The organism is Mycolicibacterium elephantis DSM 44368, assembly GCF_004014805.1.
GTDB lineage: Bacteria > Actinomycetota > Actinomycetes > Mycobacteriales > Mycobacteriaceae > Mycobacterium > Mycobacterium elephantis.
In genome coordinates, this window is record NZ_ATDN01000002.1 from 157425 (window position 1) to 171369 (window position 13945).

At 68.9% G+C, this 13945-nt stretch carries 16 protein-coding genes and 1 pseudogene; 14 read left to right on the top strand and 3 right to left on the bottom strand.

Going from position 1 to position 13945, the window contains the following annotated elements:
• The 4 genes from MELE44368_RS03240 to pdxT all read left to right on the top strand — a co-directional run bounded on the left by MELE44368_RS03240 (window position 1) and on the right by pdxT (window position 3453).
• Window positions 1–1044: an NUDIX hydrolase gene (locus MELE44368_RS03240; RefSeq protein WP_128107192.1), complete on the top strand. Its 1044-nt coding sequence runs from the start codon at window positions 1–3 to the stop codon at window positions 1042–1044.
• Between the two features lie 67 nt (window positions 1045–1111).
• Window positions 1112–2023: a pyridoxal 5'-phosphate synthase lyase subunit PdxS gene (gene pdxS, locus MELE44368_RS03245; protein WP_046751670.1), complete on the top strand. Its 912-nt coding sequence runs from the start codon at window positions 1112–1114 to the stop codon at window positions 2021–2023.
• A gap of 9 nt (window positions 2024–2032) precedes the next feature.
• Window positions 2033–2869 (top strand): acyl-CoA thioesterase II, encoded by an 837-nt coding sequence (locus tag MELE44368_RS03250; RefSeq protein WP_128107164.1) that lies wholly within the window; start codon window positions 2033–2035, stop codon window positions 2867–2869.
• A complete protein-coding gene (gene pdxT, locus MELE44368_RS03255; protein ID WP_128107165.1) occupies window positions 2866–3453 on the top strand; it encodes a pyridoxal 5'-phosphate synthase glutaminase subunit PdxT in 588 nt (195 codons plus the stop codon). Before MELE44368_RS03250 ends, pdxT begins: the two co-directional genes overlap by 4 nt.
• Window positions 3454–3509: 56 nt before the next feature.
• Here the strand turns inward: pdxT and MELE44368_RS03260 are convergent, their stop codons facing one another.
• Window positions 3510–4721: an acyl-CoA dehydrogenase family protein gene (locus tag MELE44368_RS03260; RefSeq protein WP_128107166.1), complete on the bottom strand. Its 1212-nt coding sequence runs from the start codon at window positions 4719–4721 to the stop codon at window positions 3510–3512.
• 89 nt (window positions 4722–4810) lie between these two features.
• Between MELE44368_RS03260 and MELE44368_RS03265 the strand changes: the two genes are divergently transcribed.
• From MELE44368_RS03265 to MELE44368_RS03290, 6 genes are all read left to right on the top strand, one after another.
• The gene (locus MELE44368_RS03265) at window positions 4811–5245 is read left to right on the top strand and encodes a hypothetical protein (RefSeq protein WP_128107167.1); all 435 of its coding nucleotides are present in this window, start codon (window positions 4811–4813) and stop codon (window positions 5243–5245) included.
• Between the two features lie 86 nt (window positions 5246–5331).
• Window positions 5332–6090, top strand: coding sequence for a YebC/PmpR family DNA-binding transcriptional regulator (locus tag MELE44368_RS03270; RefSeq protein WP_128107168.1), 759 nt, complete (start codon window positions 5332–5334; stop codon window positions 6088–6090).
• 163 nt (window positions 6091–6253) lie between these two features.
• Complete coding sequence (gene ruvC, locus MELE44368_RS03275) at window positions 6254–6841, top strand: crossover junction endodeoxyribonuclease RuvC (RefSeq protein WP_128107193.1); 588 nt, start codon at window positions 6254–6256, stop codon at window positions 6839–6841.
• Window positions 6838–7425 (top strand): Holliday junction branch migration protein RuvA, encoded by a 588-nt coding sequence (gene ruvA, locus MELE44368_RS03280; RefSeq protein ID WP_128107169.1) that lies wholly within the window; start codon window positions 6838–6840, stop codon window positions 7423–7425. The genes ruvC and ruvA overlap by 4 nt, the downstream gene beginning before the upstream one ends.
• Window positions 7422–8483: a Holliday junction branch migration DNA helicase RuvB gene (ruvB, locus tag MELE44368_RS03285; RefSeq protein WP_128107170.1), complete on the top strand. Its 1062-nt coding sequence runs from the start codon at window positions 7422–7424 to the stop codon at window positions 8481–8483. The genes ruvA and ruvB overlap by 4 nt, the downstream gene beginning before the upstream one ends.
• Window positions 8484–8492: 9 nt before the next feature.
• Complete coding sequence (locus tag MELE44368_RS03290; RefSeq protein WP_128107171.1) at window positions 8493–9131, top strand: hypothetical protein; 639 nt, start codon at window positions 8493–8495, stop codon at window positions 9129–9131.
• A gap of 88 nt (window positions 9132–9219) precedes the next feature.
• Here MELE44368_RS03290 and MELE44368_RS03295 read toward each other — a convergent pair whose 3' ends face one another.
• Window positions 9220–9846, bottom strand: a complete 627-nt coding sequence (locus tag MELE44368_RS03295; RefSeq protein WP_128107172.1) for a maleylpyruvate isomerase N-terminal domain-containing protein — start codon at window positions 9844–9846, stop codon at window positions 9220–9222.
• Window positions 9847–9918: 72 nt separating this feature from the next.
• Here MELE44368_RS03295 and MELE44368_RS03300 point away from each other — a divergent pair, with 72 nt between their 5' ends.
• Entirely contained in the window at window positions 9919–10608 is a 690-nt protein-coding gene (locus MELE44368_RS03300) for a hypothetical protein (protein ID WP_128107173.1), read from the top strand.
• 245 nt (window positions 10609–10853) lie between these two features.
• Window positions 10854–11162, top strand: coding sequence for a cytochrome P450 family protein (locus MELE44368_RS03305; RefSeq protein WP_128107174.1), 309 nt, complete (start codon window positions 10854–10856; stop codon window positions 11160–11162).
• A gap of 1 nt (window position 11163) precedes the next feature.
• Here MELE44368_RS03305 and MELE44368_RS03310 read toward each other — a convergent pair whose 3' ends face one another.
• Entirely contained in the window at window positions 11164–12615 is a 1452-nt protein-coding gene (locus MELE44368_RS03310; RefSeq protein ID WP_128107175.1) for an aminobutyraldehyde dehydrogenase, read from the bottom strand.
• Between the two features lie 262 nt (window positions 12616–12877).
• Here MELE44368_RS03310 and yajC point away from each other — a divergent pair, with 262 nt between their 5' ends.
• Window positions 12878–13216: a preprotein translocase subunit YajC gene (gene yajC / locus MELE44368_RS03315; protein WP_128107176.1), complete on the top strand. Its 339-nt coding sequence runs from the start codon at window positions 12878–12880 to the stop codon at window positions 13214–13216.
• A gap of 64 nt (window positions 13217–13280) precedes the next feature.
• Window positions 13281–13945: pseudogene (locus MELE44368_RS03320) on the top strand (protein translocase subunit SecD); the annotation flags it as partial.

Genomic DNA, 13945 nt, shown 5'->3' on the forward strand with positions numbered 1-13945 from the left:
ATCACCTGGGTCGTGGTGATCACGCTCGCGGTCCTGGTCGTGGTGTTCCTCGCGATCGGCGGATGGGCGCTGCAGACGGCCAACCGGCTCGACCGCCTGCATGTGCGCTACGACCTGTCCTGGCAGGTCCTGGACGGGGCGCTGGCGCGCCGGGCCGTCGTCGCCCGTGCGGTGGCCGCCGACGCCTACGGAGGCGGGCCACAGGGCAAGCGGCTGGCGGCGCTGGCCGACGCGGCCGAACGTGCTCCCCGGTCGACGCGCGAGGTCGCCGAGAACGAGCTGTCCGCTGCGCTGGCGATGGTGGATCCGGCGTCGGTGCCCGTCGCTCTGGTCGCCGAACTCGCCGACGCCGAGGCCCGGGTGCTGCTGGCGCGCCGCTTCCACAACGACGCCGTCCGCGACACCCTCGCGCTGCGGGAACGTCCGGCGGTGCGGTTGCTGCGGCTCGGCGGGACCGCCGCGCTGCCAACGTATTTCGAGATCGCCGAACGGGCGGATACCACGTCGGGAGTGAGTCGGCGCCTTTCGGCGCGGGTCGTGTTGCTGGACGAGTCCGGCGCGGTGCTGCTGTTGAGCGGATCCGACCCGGCGTTCGTCGGCGCCGCGCGCGACCCGGCGCCGCGCTGGTGGTTCACGGTCGGCGGGGCCGTACAACAGGGTGAGACGCTGCAGGGGGCCGCGGCACGCGAAGTGGAAGAGGAAACGGGGCTGCGGGTGGAGCCCGACCAGATGATCGGGCCGGTGTGGCGGCGCAACGCGGTGATCGACTTCAACGGGTCGGTGATCCGCAGCGAGGAGATGTTCTTCGTGCACCGCACCCGCCGGTTCGAACCCTCGCCGGCCGGGCGAACCGGTCTGGAGCGGTCCTACATTCACGGCTACCGCTGGTGCGATGAGACAATGATCCACGAGTTGGTCGCCAGCGGGGAAGCTGTGTACCCCGTGCAACTCGGCGAGCTGCTGGCTCAGGCCAACGAACTGGCCGACGAGCTGGCCGACGCGCGGGACACCGTGCCGCGGCGGCAGCTGCAATCGATTCGCTGATGCTGCGAAATAAACGCATTTGCGGCCGCCATTACAGTGGATCAGTAGCGATCTGGAGGAGATAGCAGTGGAAACCGCGGCGAACGACGGGTCCGTGTCGCAGACCGGCACCGCACGAGTCAAGCGCGGCATGGCCGAAATGCTCAAGGGCGGCGTGATCATGGACGTGGTCACCCCCGAGCAGGCGCGCATCGCCGAGGGGGCGGGCGCGGTGGCCGTGATGGCCCTCGAACGCGTACCTGCCGACATTCGCGCCCAGGGCGGGGTCGCGCGGATGAGTGATCCTGATCTCATCGAGGGCATCATTTCGGCGGTCACGATCCCGGTGATGGCCAAGGTCCGCATCGGCCATTTCGTCGAGGCGCAGATCCTGCAGAGCCTCGGCGTGGACTACATCGACGAGTCCGAGGTGCTCACCCCCGCCGACTACGCCCACCACATCGACAAGTGGAAGTTCACCGTGCCGTTCGTGTGCGGGGCGACCAACCTCGGCGAGGCGCTGCGCCGCATCACCGAGGGCGCGGCGATGATCCGCTCCAAGGGCGAGGCCGGCACCGGCGACGTCTCCAACGCGACCACCCACATGCGTCAGATCGGCGGCGAGATCCGGCGTCTGACGTCGATGTCCGAAGACGAATTGTATGTCGCCGCAAAGGAATTGCAGGCGCCCTACGATCTGGTGGTCGAGGTGGCGCGGGCCGGGAAGCTGCCGGTGACGTTGTTCACCGCGGGCGGCATCGCGACCCCCGCCGACGCGGCCATGATGATGCAGCTCGGCGCGGAGGGCGTGTTCGTCGGCTCCGGCATCTTCAAGTCCGGCGACCCGGCGGCCCGCGCCGCCGCGATCGTCAAGGCCACCACCTTCTACGACGACCCTGACGTGCTGGCAAAGGTGTCACGCGGGCTCGGGGAGCCGATGGTCGGCATCAACGTCGAGGACGTTGCGGCCCCGCATCGGCTCGCCGAACGCGGCTGGTAAACACATCTCGTGTCGATCGAACAGATCCTCGACCTCGAGCAGCTCGAGGTCAACATCTACCGCGGCGGTGTCTTCAGCCCCGAATCCGGTTACTTCCAACGGACATTCGGCGGACACGTGGCCGGCCAGTCGCTGGTCTCGGCGGTGCGCACCGTGGATCCGCGGTTTGAGGTGCACTCCCTGCACGGCTACTTCCTGCGGCCGGGTGACGCCCGCGCCCCGTCGGTCTACATCGTCGAGCGGCTGCGCGACGGCGGGTCGTTCGTCACCCGCCGCGTGAACGCCATCCAGCACGGCGAGACCATCTTCTCGATGTCGGCGTCGTTTCAGACCGACCAGAGCGGTATCGAGCACCAGGACGCCGTACCCGTCGCGCCGCCACCCGAGGACCTGCCGAGCTTCATCTCCCAGGGCGCGTTCGACGACGCGGGGTTCGCGCAGTTCGCCGAGTGGGACGTGCGCCTGGTTCCGCGCGATCAGCTCACGCTGTTGCCCGGCAAGGCGTCCCAGCAGCAGGTGTGGTTCCGCCACCGCGACCCGCTGCCCGACGACCGCGTGCTGCACATCTGCGCGCTGGCCTACATGAGCGACCTCACCCTGCTGGGTTCGGCGCAGGTGAACTATCCGGAGGTACGCCAGCACCTGCAGGTCGCCTCGCTGGACCACGCCATGTGGTTCATGCGCTCGTTCCGGGCCGACGAGTGGCTGCTCTACGACCAGTCTTCGCCGTCGGCCTCGGGCGGACGGTCACTGTGCCAGGGCAAGATCTTCAACCAGTACGGCGACATGGTGGCCGCGGTGATGCAGGAGGGGCTGACCCGCTACAAGCGCGACTACAAGCCATGAGTACGCCGCACGTCGGTGTGCTGGCACTGCAGGGCGACACCCGTGAGCACCTCGCCGCGCTGCGCGAAGCCGGCGCCGAGGTGTCGACCGTGCGGCGGTTGAGTGAGCTGGAGCGGGTGGACGCGTTGGTGATCCCGGGCGGGGAGTCCACCACGATGAGCCATCTGCTGCGGGAACTCGAGCTGCTCGAACCGCTGCGCGCCCGGCTGGCCGAGGGGATGCCCGCCTACGGATCGTGTGCGGGCATGATCCTGCTGGCGTCGGAGATCCTGGACGCCGGTGCCGCCGGACGCGAGGCCACGCCGTTGAAGGCGATCGATATCACCGTGCGGCGCAACGCTTTCGGTCGCCAGGTCGATTCGTTCGAGGGTGACATCGCGTTCGACGGGCTCGACGGGCCGGTGCACGCGGTGTTCATCCGAGCGCCGTGGGTGGAGCGCGTCGGGCCGGGCGTGCAGGTGCTCGGCGAGGCGGCGGGCCACGTCGTCGCGGTGCGGCAGGGCCGCATGCTCGCGACGGCGTTTCATCCGGAGATGACCGGCGACCGCCGCATCCACAAGCTGTTCGTCGACCTGCTCTCCTGAGTGATTTCGGCGCGCTTATGCCCCGTGACGGGCTGTCAGCGCGCCGAAATCGCCGGTCAGCGCAGCGGCAGGCCGGTGACCGCGCGGCCGATCACCAGGCGCTGGATCTCGCTGGTGCCCTCGAAGATCGTGAAGATCTTCGCGTCGCGGTGCATCCGCTCGACCGGGTAGTCGCGCGTGTAGCCGTTGCCGCCGAGGATCTGGATGGCCTCGTCGGTGACATAGACCGCGGTCTCGCTGGCGACGAGCTTGGCCATCGAGCCCTCGGCGTTGTCGAACGACTTGCCGTTGCGGGCCATCCAGCCCGCGCGCCACACCAGCAGCCGCGACGCGTCGATGCGCGACTTCATGTCGGCCAATTTGAAGGCGATGGCTTGGAATTCGGCGATCTTGCGGCCGAATTGCTCGCGCTGCAACGCGTAATCCAGCGCGTACTCGTAGGCCGCGCGGGCGACACCGACGGCCATCGCGCCGACGGTCGGGCGGGTGCGCTCGAAGGTGGCCAGCGCGGCCTGGCTCTTGGCGCTCTTGCCCTCGCGGGCCCGCGCGATGCGTTCCTCGAACTTCTCGCGGCCGCCGACGATGAGCCGGCCCGGGATGCGCACGTCTTCGAGCACCACCTCGGCGGTGTGCGAGGCCCGGATGCCGTGCTTGAGGAACTTCTGGCCCTGCCGGAACCCGGGGGTGTTGGGCGGGATGATGAAGGTGGCCTGGCCACGGGTGCCGAGCTCGGGATACACCGAGGCCACGACGACGTGCACCTCGGCGATGCCGCCGTTGGTGGCCCAGGTCTTGGTGCCGTTGAGCACCCACTCGTCGGTGGCCTCGTCATAGCGGGCGCGGGTGAGAATGGCGCCGACGTCGGACCCGGCGCCCGGTTCCGACGAACAGAACGCGGCGACCTTGGGGTCGTTGACCGTGCCGAACATCTGCGGCACCCATTCGCCGATCTGTTCGGGGGTGCCGTTGGCGGCCAGGGAGGCCGCGGCCAGCCCGGTGCCCAGGATCGACAGCGCGATTCCGGCGTCGCCCCAGAACATTTCCTCGAACGCGGTCAACATGCCCAATCCGGACGGCTCCGCGGACTGCTCGGCGAAGAACTCCATGGAGTAGATGCCCACCTTGGCGGCTTCCTGGATGATCGGCCAGGGCGTCTCTTCGCGTTCGTCCCACTCGGCGGCGGCCGGTCGGATCACGTCGGCGGCGAAGTCATGCACCCAGTCCCGGACATGGATGAGGTCGGGGGAGAGCTCCAACGAGAACGACATGGCAAGCATCTTACTGCTGAGTAAGTTCGATGTGAAACCGGGGCGGCAACTTGGCGCGCGGACGTTCGGAGGTGTGATCGGATGCGGGGGTGACCCTCATCGAGGTGGAGCCGCAGCCGCGCATCGACACCCTGGTGCGGCTGGCCGACGGCGGCGAGGCGCGCCGCACCGACTACACCGGCACGGCCTGGCTCGACGGCAAACCCCAGGTCAGCGGGCTGACCCTACGCAGGGCGCCGAACGCGCCGAAGGGCATCCGGGTGCCCAACTTTCAGACGGCGTTCTTCGTTCCCGATTGTCTGCCGTATGCCCGGGGTGCGCTGGGAAACGCGACGCTGACGGCGTCGGTGGCGCTTCGCGCGTCGGGGGAGACGGCGGCCATCGTCCACGCCGCGGCCACCTTCACCGACGACCCGTCGGGTGCGCCGACGTGGATCCAGGTGCACCTCGCCGGCCACATCGGCTGGCCCGCCGCCGTCGACTACCGAATCGTCGCGGTGACGCCGCCCGACGCTGTGCGGTGACACGTCAAAGTCCCACGTAGACTCGTCGGGCGGACTCAACGCACGAAACTTGGCGCGGAAGCGCGCACGAAAGAGGTACGACCTGAATGAGCGGCCATTCCAAGTGGGCCACCACCAAGCACAAGAAAGCCGTCATCGACGCCCGCCGCGGCAAGATGTTCGCCAAGCTGATCAAGAACGTCGAGGTGGCGGCGCGGGTCGGCGGCGGTGACCCGGCCGGCAACCCGACGCTGTACGACGCGATCCAGAAGGCGAAGAAGAACTCGGTCCCCAACGACAACATCGAGCGGGCCCGTCGCCGCGGGGCCGGTGAGGAAGCCGGCGGCGCCGAGTACCAGAACATCACCTACGAGGGCTACGGCCCCAACGGCGTCGCGGTGCTGATCGAGTGCCTCACCGACAACCGCAACCGCGCGGCCAGCGAGGTCCGGGTGGCGATGACCCGCAACGGCGGCAACATGGCCGACCCCGGGTCGGTGGCGTATCTGTTCTCCCGCAAGGGCGTGGTCACCCTCGACAAGGACGGCCTGAGCGAGGACGACGTGTTGACCGCCGTGCTCGAGGCCGGCGCCGAGGAGGTCAACGACCTCGGCGACAGCTTCCAGGTGATCTCCGAGCCCGGCGATCTGGTCGCGGTGCGCACCGCACTGCAGGACGCCGGCATCGACTACGAGTCGGCGGAGGCCGGTTTCGAACCGTCGGTGACCGTGCCCGTCGACCTCGAAGGTGCGCGCAAGATCATGAAGCTGGTCGACTCGCTCGAGGACCTCGACGACGTGCAGGAGGTCTACACCAACATGGACATCCCCGACGACGTCGCGGCCGAGCTCGACAGCGAGGACTGACTCCTCCCTTTCCGCCGAGACCGACGTTTTGGTGGATTTCGCTCGCACTTTTCGACCAATTCGTCCCGTTCGGCGTGAGGAACGCAGCCCCGAGCGTGTCCTGCCCGGCGGTGTCGACTTCTCCGGCTAAGCTCTCGAACAAGTGTTCACAGAAGGAGCGGCCGTGCGGGTGATGGGCGTCGATCCCGGGTTGACGCGCTGCGGCCTGTCGGTCATCGAGGGCGGCACGGGCAGGCAAGTCATCGCGTTGGACGTCGACGTCGTTCGCACCCCCTCCGACCAGGCGCTGCACCACCGGCTGCTCACCATCAGCGACGCGGTCGAGTACTGGATGGACACCCACAAACCCGACGTCATCGCGATCGAGCGGGTGTTCTCCCAGCAGAACGTGTCGACCGTGATGGGCACCGCGCAGGCCGGCGGGGTCATCGCGTTGGCTGCGGCCAAACGCGACATCGATGTGCACTTCCACACGCCCAGCGAGGTCAAGGCCGCTGTCACCGGCAACGGCAACGCCGACAAGGCGCAGGTCACCGCGATGGTCACCAGGATCCTCGCGCTGCAGACCAAGCCGACGCCCGCGGACGCCGCCGACGCGTTGGCGCTGGCCATCTGCCACTGCTGGCGCGCCCCCATGATCGCGCGGATGGCCGCCGCCGAGGCGCTGGCCGCCGAGCAGAAACGCAAGTACAACGCGAGGTTAAAGGCCCAGCAGGCCGCCCAGCAGGCCAAAGTGAGAGCAGCACGATGATCGCATCCATTCGCGGCGAGGTCCTCGACATCGCCCTCGACCACGTCGTCATCGAGGCGGCCGGGGTGGGCTACAAGGTGATGGCGACACCGTCCGCGCTGGCCACGTTGCGCCGGGGCAGCGAAGCGCGGTTGATCACCGCGATGATCGTGCGCGAGGACTCGATGACGCTGTACGGCTTTCCCGACGGCGACGCCCGCGACCTGTTCCTGACGCTGCTCGGCGTCTCCGGAATCGGGCCCTCCATCGCGCTGGGTGCGCTCGCCATGTACGACGGACCCACCCTGCGCCAAGCCATCGCCGAGAGCGACATCACCGCGCTGACGCGAATTCCCAAGGTGGGCAAGAAGACCGCCGAGCTGATGGTGCTCAGCCTGCGGGACAAGATGGGTGCGGTCACGCCGACGGGCGCCGCCGCGGTGAACGGCCACTCGGTGCGCGGCCCGGTGGTGGAAGCCCTTGTGGGCCTTGGCTTTGCCGCCAAGCAGGCCGAGGAGGCCACCGACAAGGTGCTGGCCAACGACCCCGAAGCCACCCAGTCCAGCGCGCTGCGCGCGGCGCTGTCGATGTTAGGTAAGAAGTGAGCCGGTTCGACGAGTCCGAGGAACCCGACGAGCGGGAGGTGTCGCCGGCGCTGACGGTCGGGGAGGGCGACATCGACGCCAGCCTGCGCCCGCGCTCGCTCGGCGAGTTCATCGGCCAGCCCCGGGTACGCGAACAGCTGCAGCTGGTCATCGAAGGCGCCAAGAACCGCGGCGGCACACCCGATCACATCCTGCTGTCCGGGCCGCCCGGGCTGGGCAAGACGTCGCTGGCGATGATCATCGCCGCCGAACTCGGCTCGTCGCTGCGGGTCACCTCCGGGCCCGCGCTGGAGCGGGCGGGTGATCTGGCGGCGATGCTGTCCAACCTCGTCGAGCACGACGTGCTGTTCATCGACGAGATCCACCGCATCGCCCGCCCCGCCGAGGAGATGCTGTATCTGGCGATGGAGGACTTCCGCGTCGACGTCGTGGTCGGCAAAGGCCCTGGAGCGACGTCGATTCCGCTGGAGGTCGCGCCGTTCACGCTCGTCGGCGCCACCACCCGCTCTGGCGCGCTGACCGGCCCGTTGCGCGACCGGTTCGGCTTCACCGCCCACATGGACTTCTACGAACCGGCCGAGCTCGAGCAGGTGCTGATGCGTTCGGCCGGCATTTTGGGCATCGAGTTGGGCGCCGACGCGGGCGCCGAGATCGCCCGGCGTTCCCGCGGAACGCCGCGCATCGCCAACCGGCTGCTGCGCCGGGTCCGCGACTACGCCGAGGTACGGGCCGACGGGGTCATCACCCGCGACATCGCCAAGGCGGCGTTGGAGGTGTACGACGTCGACGAACTGGGCCTCGATCGGCTCGACCGGGCGGTATTGTCGGCGCTCACAAGAAGTTTCGGCGGCGGCCCGGTCGGCGTGTCGACATTGGCCGTCGCGGTGGGGGAGGAGGCCACCACGGTCGAGGAGGTGTGTGAGCCGTTTCTGGTGCGGGCGGGAATGATCGCCCGCACCCCGCGTGGCCGGGTGGCCACCCCGCAGGCGTGGACGCACCTGGGGATGACCCCGCCGACCAGGGTCAGCGGCTTGGGCCAGCCGGGACTGTTCGAGTAGGGGATCGCGATGGGCAGCGGAACGATACGGCTCGGCGGGCTGTGCGGAATCGCATCGGCGGCCGCGATCGTCCCTGCCTACCTCATCGGATCTCCCGAGGCCCCCGCGGATGCCGGCGGCGCGCGAGCCTACTTCGACAGCGCCGCAGCGTTTCTCACCGCCAACGGCACGTTGCCGGTCGCGCACATCGTGCTCGGCATCTTGTTCCTCGGCGTGCTCATGGCCACGCTTCGGTCAGCCACCGGCGCCACGGGCGCGTTCTACACCGCGGTCATCGGTGCCTCGGTGTTCGTCGCGCTGACGGCCGCGGGCCTGGCCGCCGAGGTGGCCGTGCCGGCGGCCGTCGTGCAGTTCGACGACCTGAGCGTCGTCGAGTACGCGCAGCCGTACCTCGGGTTGGCGGCTTGGCTGTACCACTACAGCCAACTCGGCGCTGCCGCAGTGATTTTCGCGACCGCGTACGTGGTCTGGCGCACCGCGGTGCTGCCGAAATGGTCGGCGGCGCTGGGCGTACTCGGCGTGCCCGCGCTGCTGCACACCTGGATCGGGCTGCCCGGCGCCTTCAGCACGGTCGTGTGGATGGCGTTGACCGGCCTGCTCATGCTGGCGATACCACCGATCGTGCGGGTGGAGAGCGTCGGCGTGTGAAGGGTTTCGCCGCGCTCACCCAAGGTCTGTTCGCGCTGCTCACGGTCGTGCTGCTGGCGTTCGCTGTGCCGCTGTAGCGGCGCCGAAGTCAGCGGATCGCGGGTACCGCGCGCTCGGGGGCGGCGCGGCCGGCGAGCACCTCGACGGCGGCCGTCGCGTCCGGAACGGAGATCAGCAGGTCACGGGTCGCCGCGAGCGCCTGCGGGGACGGTTCGACACCGCCGACCGCGGCCGCGAGGTCGAGCAGATGCACGGTGGCCTCCATCAGCGCGGTCTCGGTGATCACCGCGAGCGTGGTGCTGCCCACGTACGGATAGGCAATCACGGTGTTTGCCGGCACGGCGGTCGCGCGCAGGGTGCGGGCGGACTCGGCGAACCGACGCGCCGCCGCCTCCGGAGTCAACGCCGCGGCGTCAGACCTGGCCTGTTCGGCGAGGCTGCCGGCGTTCGTGTTGGCGACCCCGTCGGGTGCGTTGAAGCGCCGCAACAGCACCGCGGCGTCGGTGACCGCTGCCGGCGGGTCGACGACCGCTTCGGCGAGCCGGGCGAACATCGCCGGATCCGGGCAGACATGGGCGAGCAGCGCCGCGACATCCCAGTCCTCGCAGCGGGTGGGCGTCGCCCATTCCTCGGCGCTGAGCCGGCTGCACCGACGAGCCCAACGCTCCCACGTGTCGGCCAGCACTTCCCGCGCCGCCTCACCGTCAAGCCGCATACCGCCCAACGTAGCGATGTCGGGTTACGCGGGCGTCGACGCGGGTAATCAGCCGGGGATCAAGGAGGCATCATGACCGATACTCGTGTACCCACCAGGGGCGGCCGACTGCACATGCGACGCAGTCGGGGCGCCGCAAGCGGTTTGCTGTTAATTCTCTTGGGTGCGTGGGGTGCGCTCATTCCGTTCGTCGGTCCGCTGTTCAATTTCGCGTTCAGCCCCGACCAGGCGTGGACGTGGACCACCGGACGGGGCTGGCTGGAGGTGCTACCCGGGGCGGTGACCGCGCTGGGTGGTCTGATGCTGCTGGTGTCACGTAACCGGGCGACGGCCATGTTCGGCGGCTGGCTCGCCGTTGCCGGCGGTGCTTGGTTCGTCATCGGGCGTGCCCTGGCAGGCCCGCTCGGAATCGGCGATGCCGGTGCGCCGGTCGCGGCCACCGAGGCCAAGCGGGTGGCGCTGGAGCTGACGTACTTCTACGGCCTGGGCGCGCTGATCGTGCTCCTGGGCGGCGCCGCGCTCGGCCGCATCTCGGTGCGCAGCGTGCGTGACGTCGAGTGGGCGGACCGTACGACGACCGCGGTCGCCGAGCCCGCGCCCGCCGCAGCGGTACCCGCCGACCGGTCTGAGCCCGCGATGGCGGATCAGCGCACCGAGGTCATCGGGCCGACCGCGGATTCCGCGCAACCGCGCCGTCGCAGCTGGCGCAACATGTTTCGCAGCAACGGCGGCCAGCGCGGACAACGCCTCGCCCACCGGTAGCAGCCGCGCCCGGTGATCCGGGCGGCACAAGGTGTCCCATGCCCCACGGCATCGGGACACCTTGTGTGTCAGCGACGTCAAGCGGTGACGTGGATCCCACCGTCACTCCGGGTGGGACGAGGCTCACGCGCGCGCTGTGATCTGCGTGACGGCATCCCGTGAATCGGGAAGATAGCGTGGCTATCTAAACGTTGTGGCGAAGGTACGCCGCTAATCGCTTTTCCGATTCGTCCGAGGAGGCCAGCATGCCTGAATGGCCTGGCATCACCGATTCCATTGTCGCACGCCAGAATTCAGCCACCGCACTGTGCGAGGCATTCGGTTTCCCCGAAGAGGACTGGCCGTTGTTCGCCCGGTGGGCCACCGCGCCGATGTCGCCGCGAGACGAAGAGGCGCTGTATCAGTACGTCGACCTCAAGATCGCCGAACGGTGCTGGAAACCCACTGACGACCTGTTGTCGAACCTGATCGACGTCGAGGTCGACGGTGTCGAGCTCACCGTCGACGACATCTACCGCTTCGTGGCCACGCTGCTGACCGACGGCGTCTTCTGAATCAGGCGGGCTGACCCGTATAGGCCATCACGTGCTTGACGCGGGTGTAGTCCTCCAAGCCGTACATCGACAGGTCCTTGCCGTGGCCCGACGACTTGAACCCGCCATGGGGCATCTCGGCCACCAGCGGAATATGGGTGTTGATCCACACGCAGCCGAAGTCCAGCGCCGCCGAGACCCGCAGCGCCCGTGACACGTCGCGGGTCCACACCGAAGATGCCAGACCGTAGTCCACACCGTTGGCGCACGCCACCGCCTGCTCCTCATCGGCGAAGGACTGCACGGTGATGACCGGGCCGAAGATCTCCTGCTGACTGAGCCGGTCGTCGTGGCGCAGCCCGCCGATCACCGTCGGCTCGACGTAGAAGCCCTGCCCGCCCTGCCGTCCGCCGCCGGCGGCCACGGTGGCGTGCGACGGCACGTCACCGAGGAACCCGAGCACCCGCTCGAGCTGGTTGGCGTTGTTGACCGGCGGCACCCAGGCGTCCTCGTCGTCGGCCGGCCTGCCGAACGTGGTCGTCGCGCCGCGTGCCTGTTCGGCCAGCGCGTCGGTCAGGTCGGCGGCGACGTTGGCGCCGGCCAGCACCCGGGTGGCCGCGGTGCAGTCCTGGCCGGCGTTGAAGTAGCCCGCTGTGGCGATGCCTTCGGCGGCCGTCGCGACGTCGCAGTCGTCGAACACCAGCACGGGCGCCTTGCCGCCCAGTTCCAGATGCGTGCGCTTGAGATGTCCGCCCGCGCTGACGGCGACCGCTCGGCCCGCGGCCACCGAACCGGTGATCGAAACCATCTGCGGCGTCGGATGCGCGATCACCGCGGCACCGGTGTCCCGGTCGCCGCAGACCACGTTCAGCACGCCGGGTGGAAGATGACGTGACGCGATCTCGGCGAGCATCACCGTCGTCACCGGGGTGGTGTCGCTGGGCTTGAGCACGACCGTGTTGCCCGCGGCGATCGCGGGCACGAACTTCCAGACCGCCATCATCATCGGGTAGTTCCACGGCGCCACCTGGCCGATCACGCCGACCGGCTCGCGGCGGATCCACGAGGTGTGGTCGGCCATGTACTCCCCGGCGGACTTGCCCTCCAACACCCGCGCGGCACCGGCGAAGAACCGAATCTGGTCGACCATCGGCGGGATCTCCTCGGCCATGGTGACGTGATTGGGCTTGCCGGTGTTGCGGCCCTCGGCCTCGACCAGATCCTTCGCGTGCTTCTCGACGTCGTCGGCGAAGTCGAGAAGCGCCTTCTGCCGGGTCGCCGGGGTGGTGCGCTTCCAGTCGGCGAACGCCTTGGCCGCCGCGCCGTAGGCGCTGTCGATGTCGGCTTCGGAGGAGATCGGGGCGGTGCCGTACTGCTCGCCGGTGCTCGGGTCGACGAGCGCCACGGTGGCCCCACTTGCCGACTCGACGCGCTCGCCGCCGATGAAGTTTCCAACGCGCAACGGATCGGCCATCGGAGAGCTCCTGTCGTCAGCGGTCGGTGAGGATCAGCACGAGCACACCTCGGATTCACCGATTCGATCACACATCGAGCGGGTTGGCGACGGGATCACCGGCCATACCGGCAGGCGGCGACGGATTTCGTCGTACGGGGCGGGACGGCAGGTGCGTGCATTCAGCGGCACCGGGCACAATGGCACACTGGTCATTTACGAGGCGCTTGGCCTGCCGTCTGCGCGCCGTGACCGCAAGACCTAACGAAAGACAATTACCTTCATGGATCTCGTCATCTTTTTGCCCCTGCTCATCGTGCTGGGCGCGTTCATGTTCTTCGCGTCGCGGCGTCAGAAGAAGGCGATGCAGGCCACCATCGACCTGCACAATTCGCTTCAGGTCGGCGATCGGATTCACACCACGTCCGGGCTGGAAGGCACCATCGTCGCCATCACCGACGACGACATCGAGTTGGAGATCGCCCCCGGGGTCGTCACGACCTGGATGAAGCTCGCCGTTCGGGACCGCATCGAGGACGACGACGACTTCGATGAGGACGACAGCGCGGAACCGACCGCCACCGAACTCACCGAGAGCCCCAACACGAAGACTGACAACTGAGGACTCAGCAAGAGCACGTACGCTTTGCGGTGCTGACGAACTGACCTCAAGGAGACCCTGAAACGTGGCATCGTCTTCGGCGCCGGTGCACCCTTACCGCTATCTGACGCTGTTCTTGGCGTTGCTCATCGGCGCTTACTGCCTTGTCTTTCTGACAGGGGACAAGCAGGCGGCGCCCAAACTGGGCATCGACCTGCAGGGTGGCACCCGCGTGACCCTGACCGCGCGCACCCCGGACGGATCGCCGCCCACCCGCGAAGCGCTCAACCAGGCCCAGCAGATCATCAACGACCGCGTCAACGGTCTCGGCGTCTCGGGTTCCGAGGTCATCATCGACGGCAACAACCTGGTCATCACCGTGCCCGGCAGCGACACCAGCGACGCGCGCAACCTCGGCCAGACCGCGCGGCTCTACATCCGGCCGGTCATCCACGCCATCCCCGCCATGACGGAGCCGCCGCCATGGGAGTCGCCCCAAGGCGCACCGCCCGCCGCACCCGGCGGCGTTCCGGGGATGCCCGGCATGCCGCCGATCGCCCCCGCGGAACCGGGTGCTCCACTGCCCGCCGAGGGTGGTCAGCCGCCCGCCGACAGTGGGCAGCAACCCGCGCCCGCGCCGCAGCCGCGTCCCTATCCAGACCAGCCGCCGGCGCAGCCCGCACCGCCACCACCGCCGACGCCGGGCACCCCGGCGCCGTCGCCCAGTCCCGCGCCCAGCCCGGCCCCGCC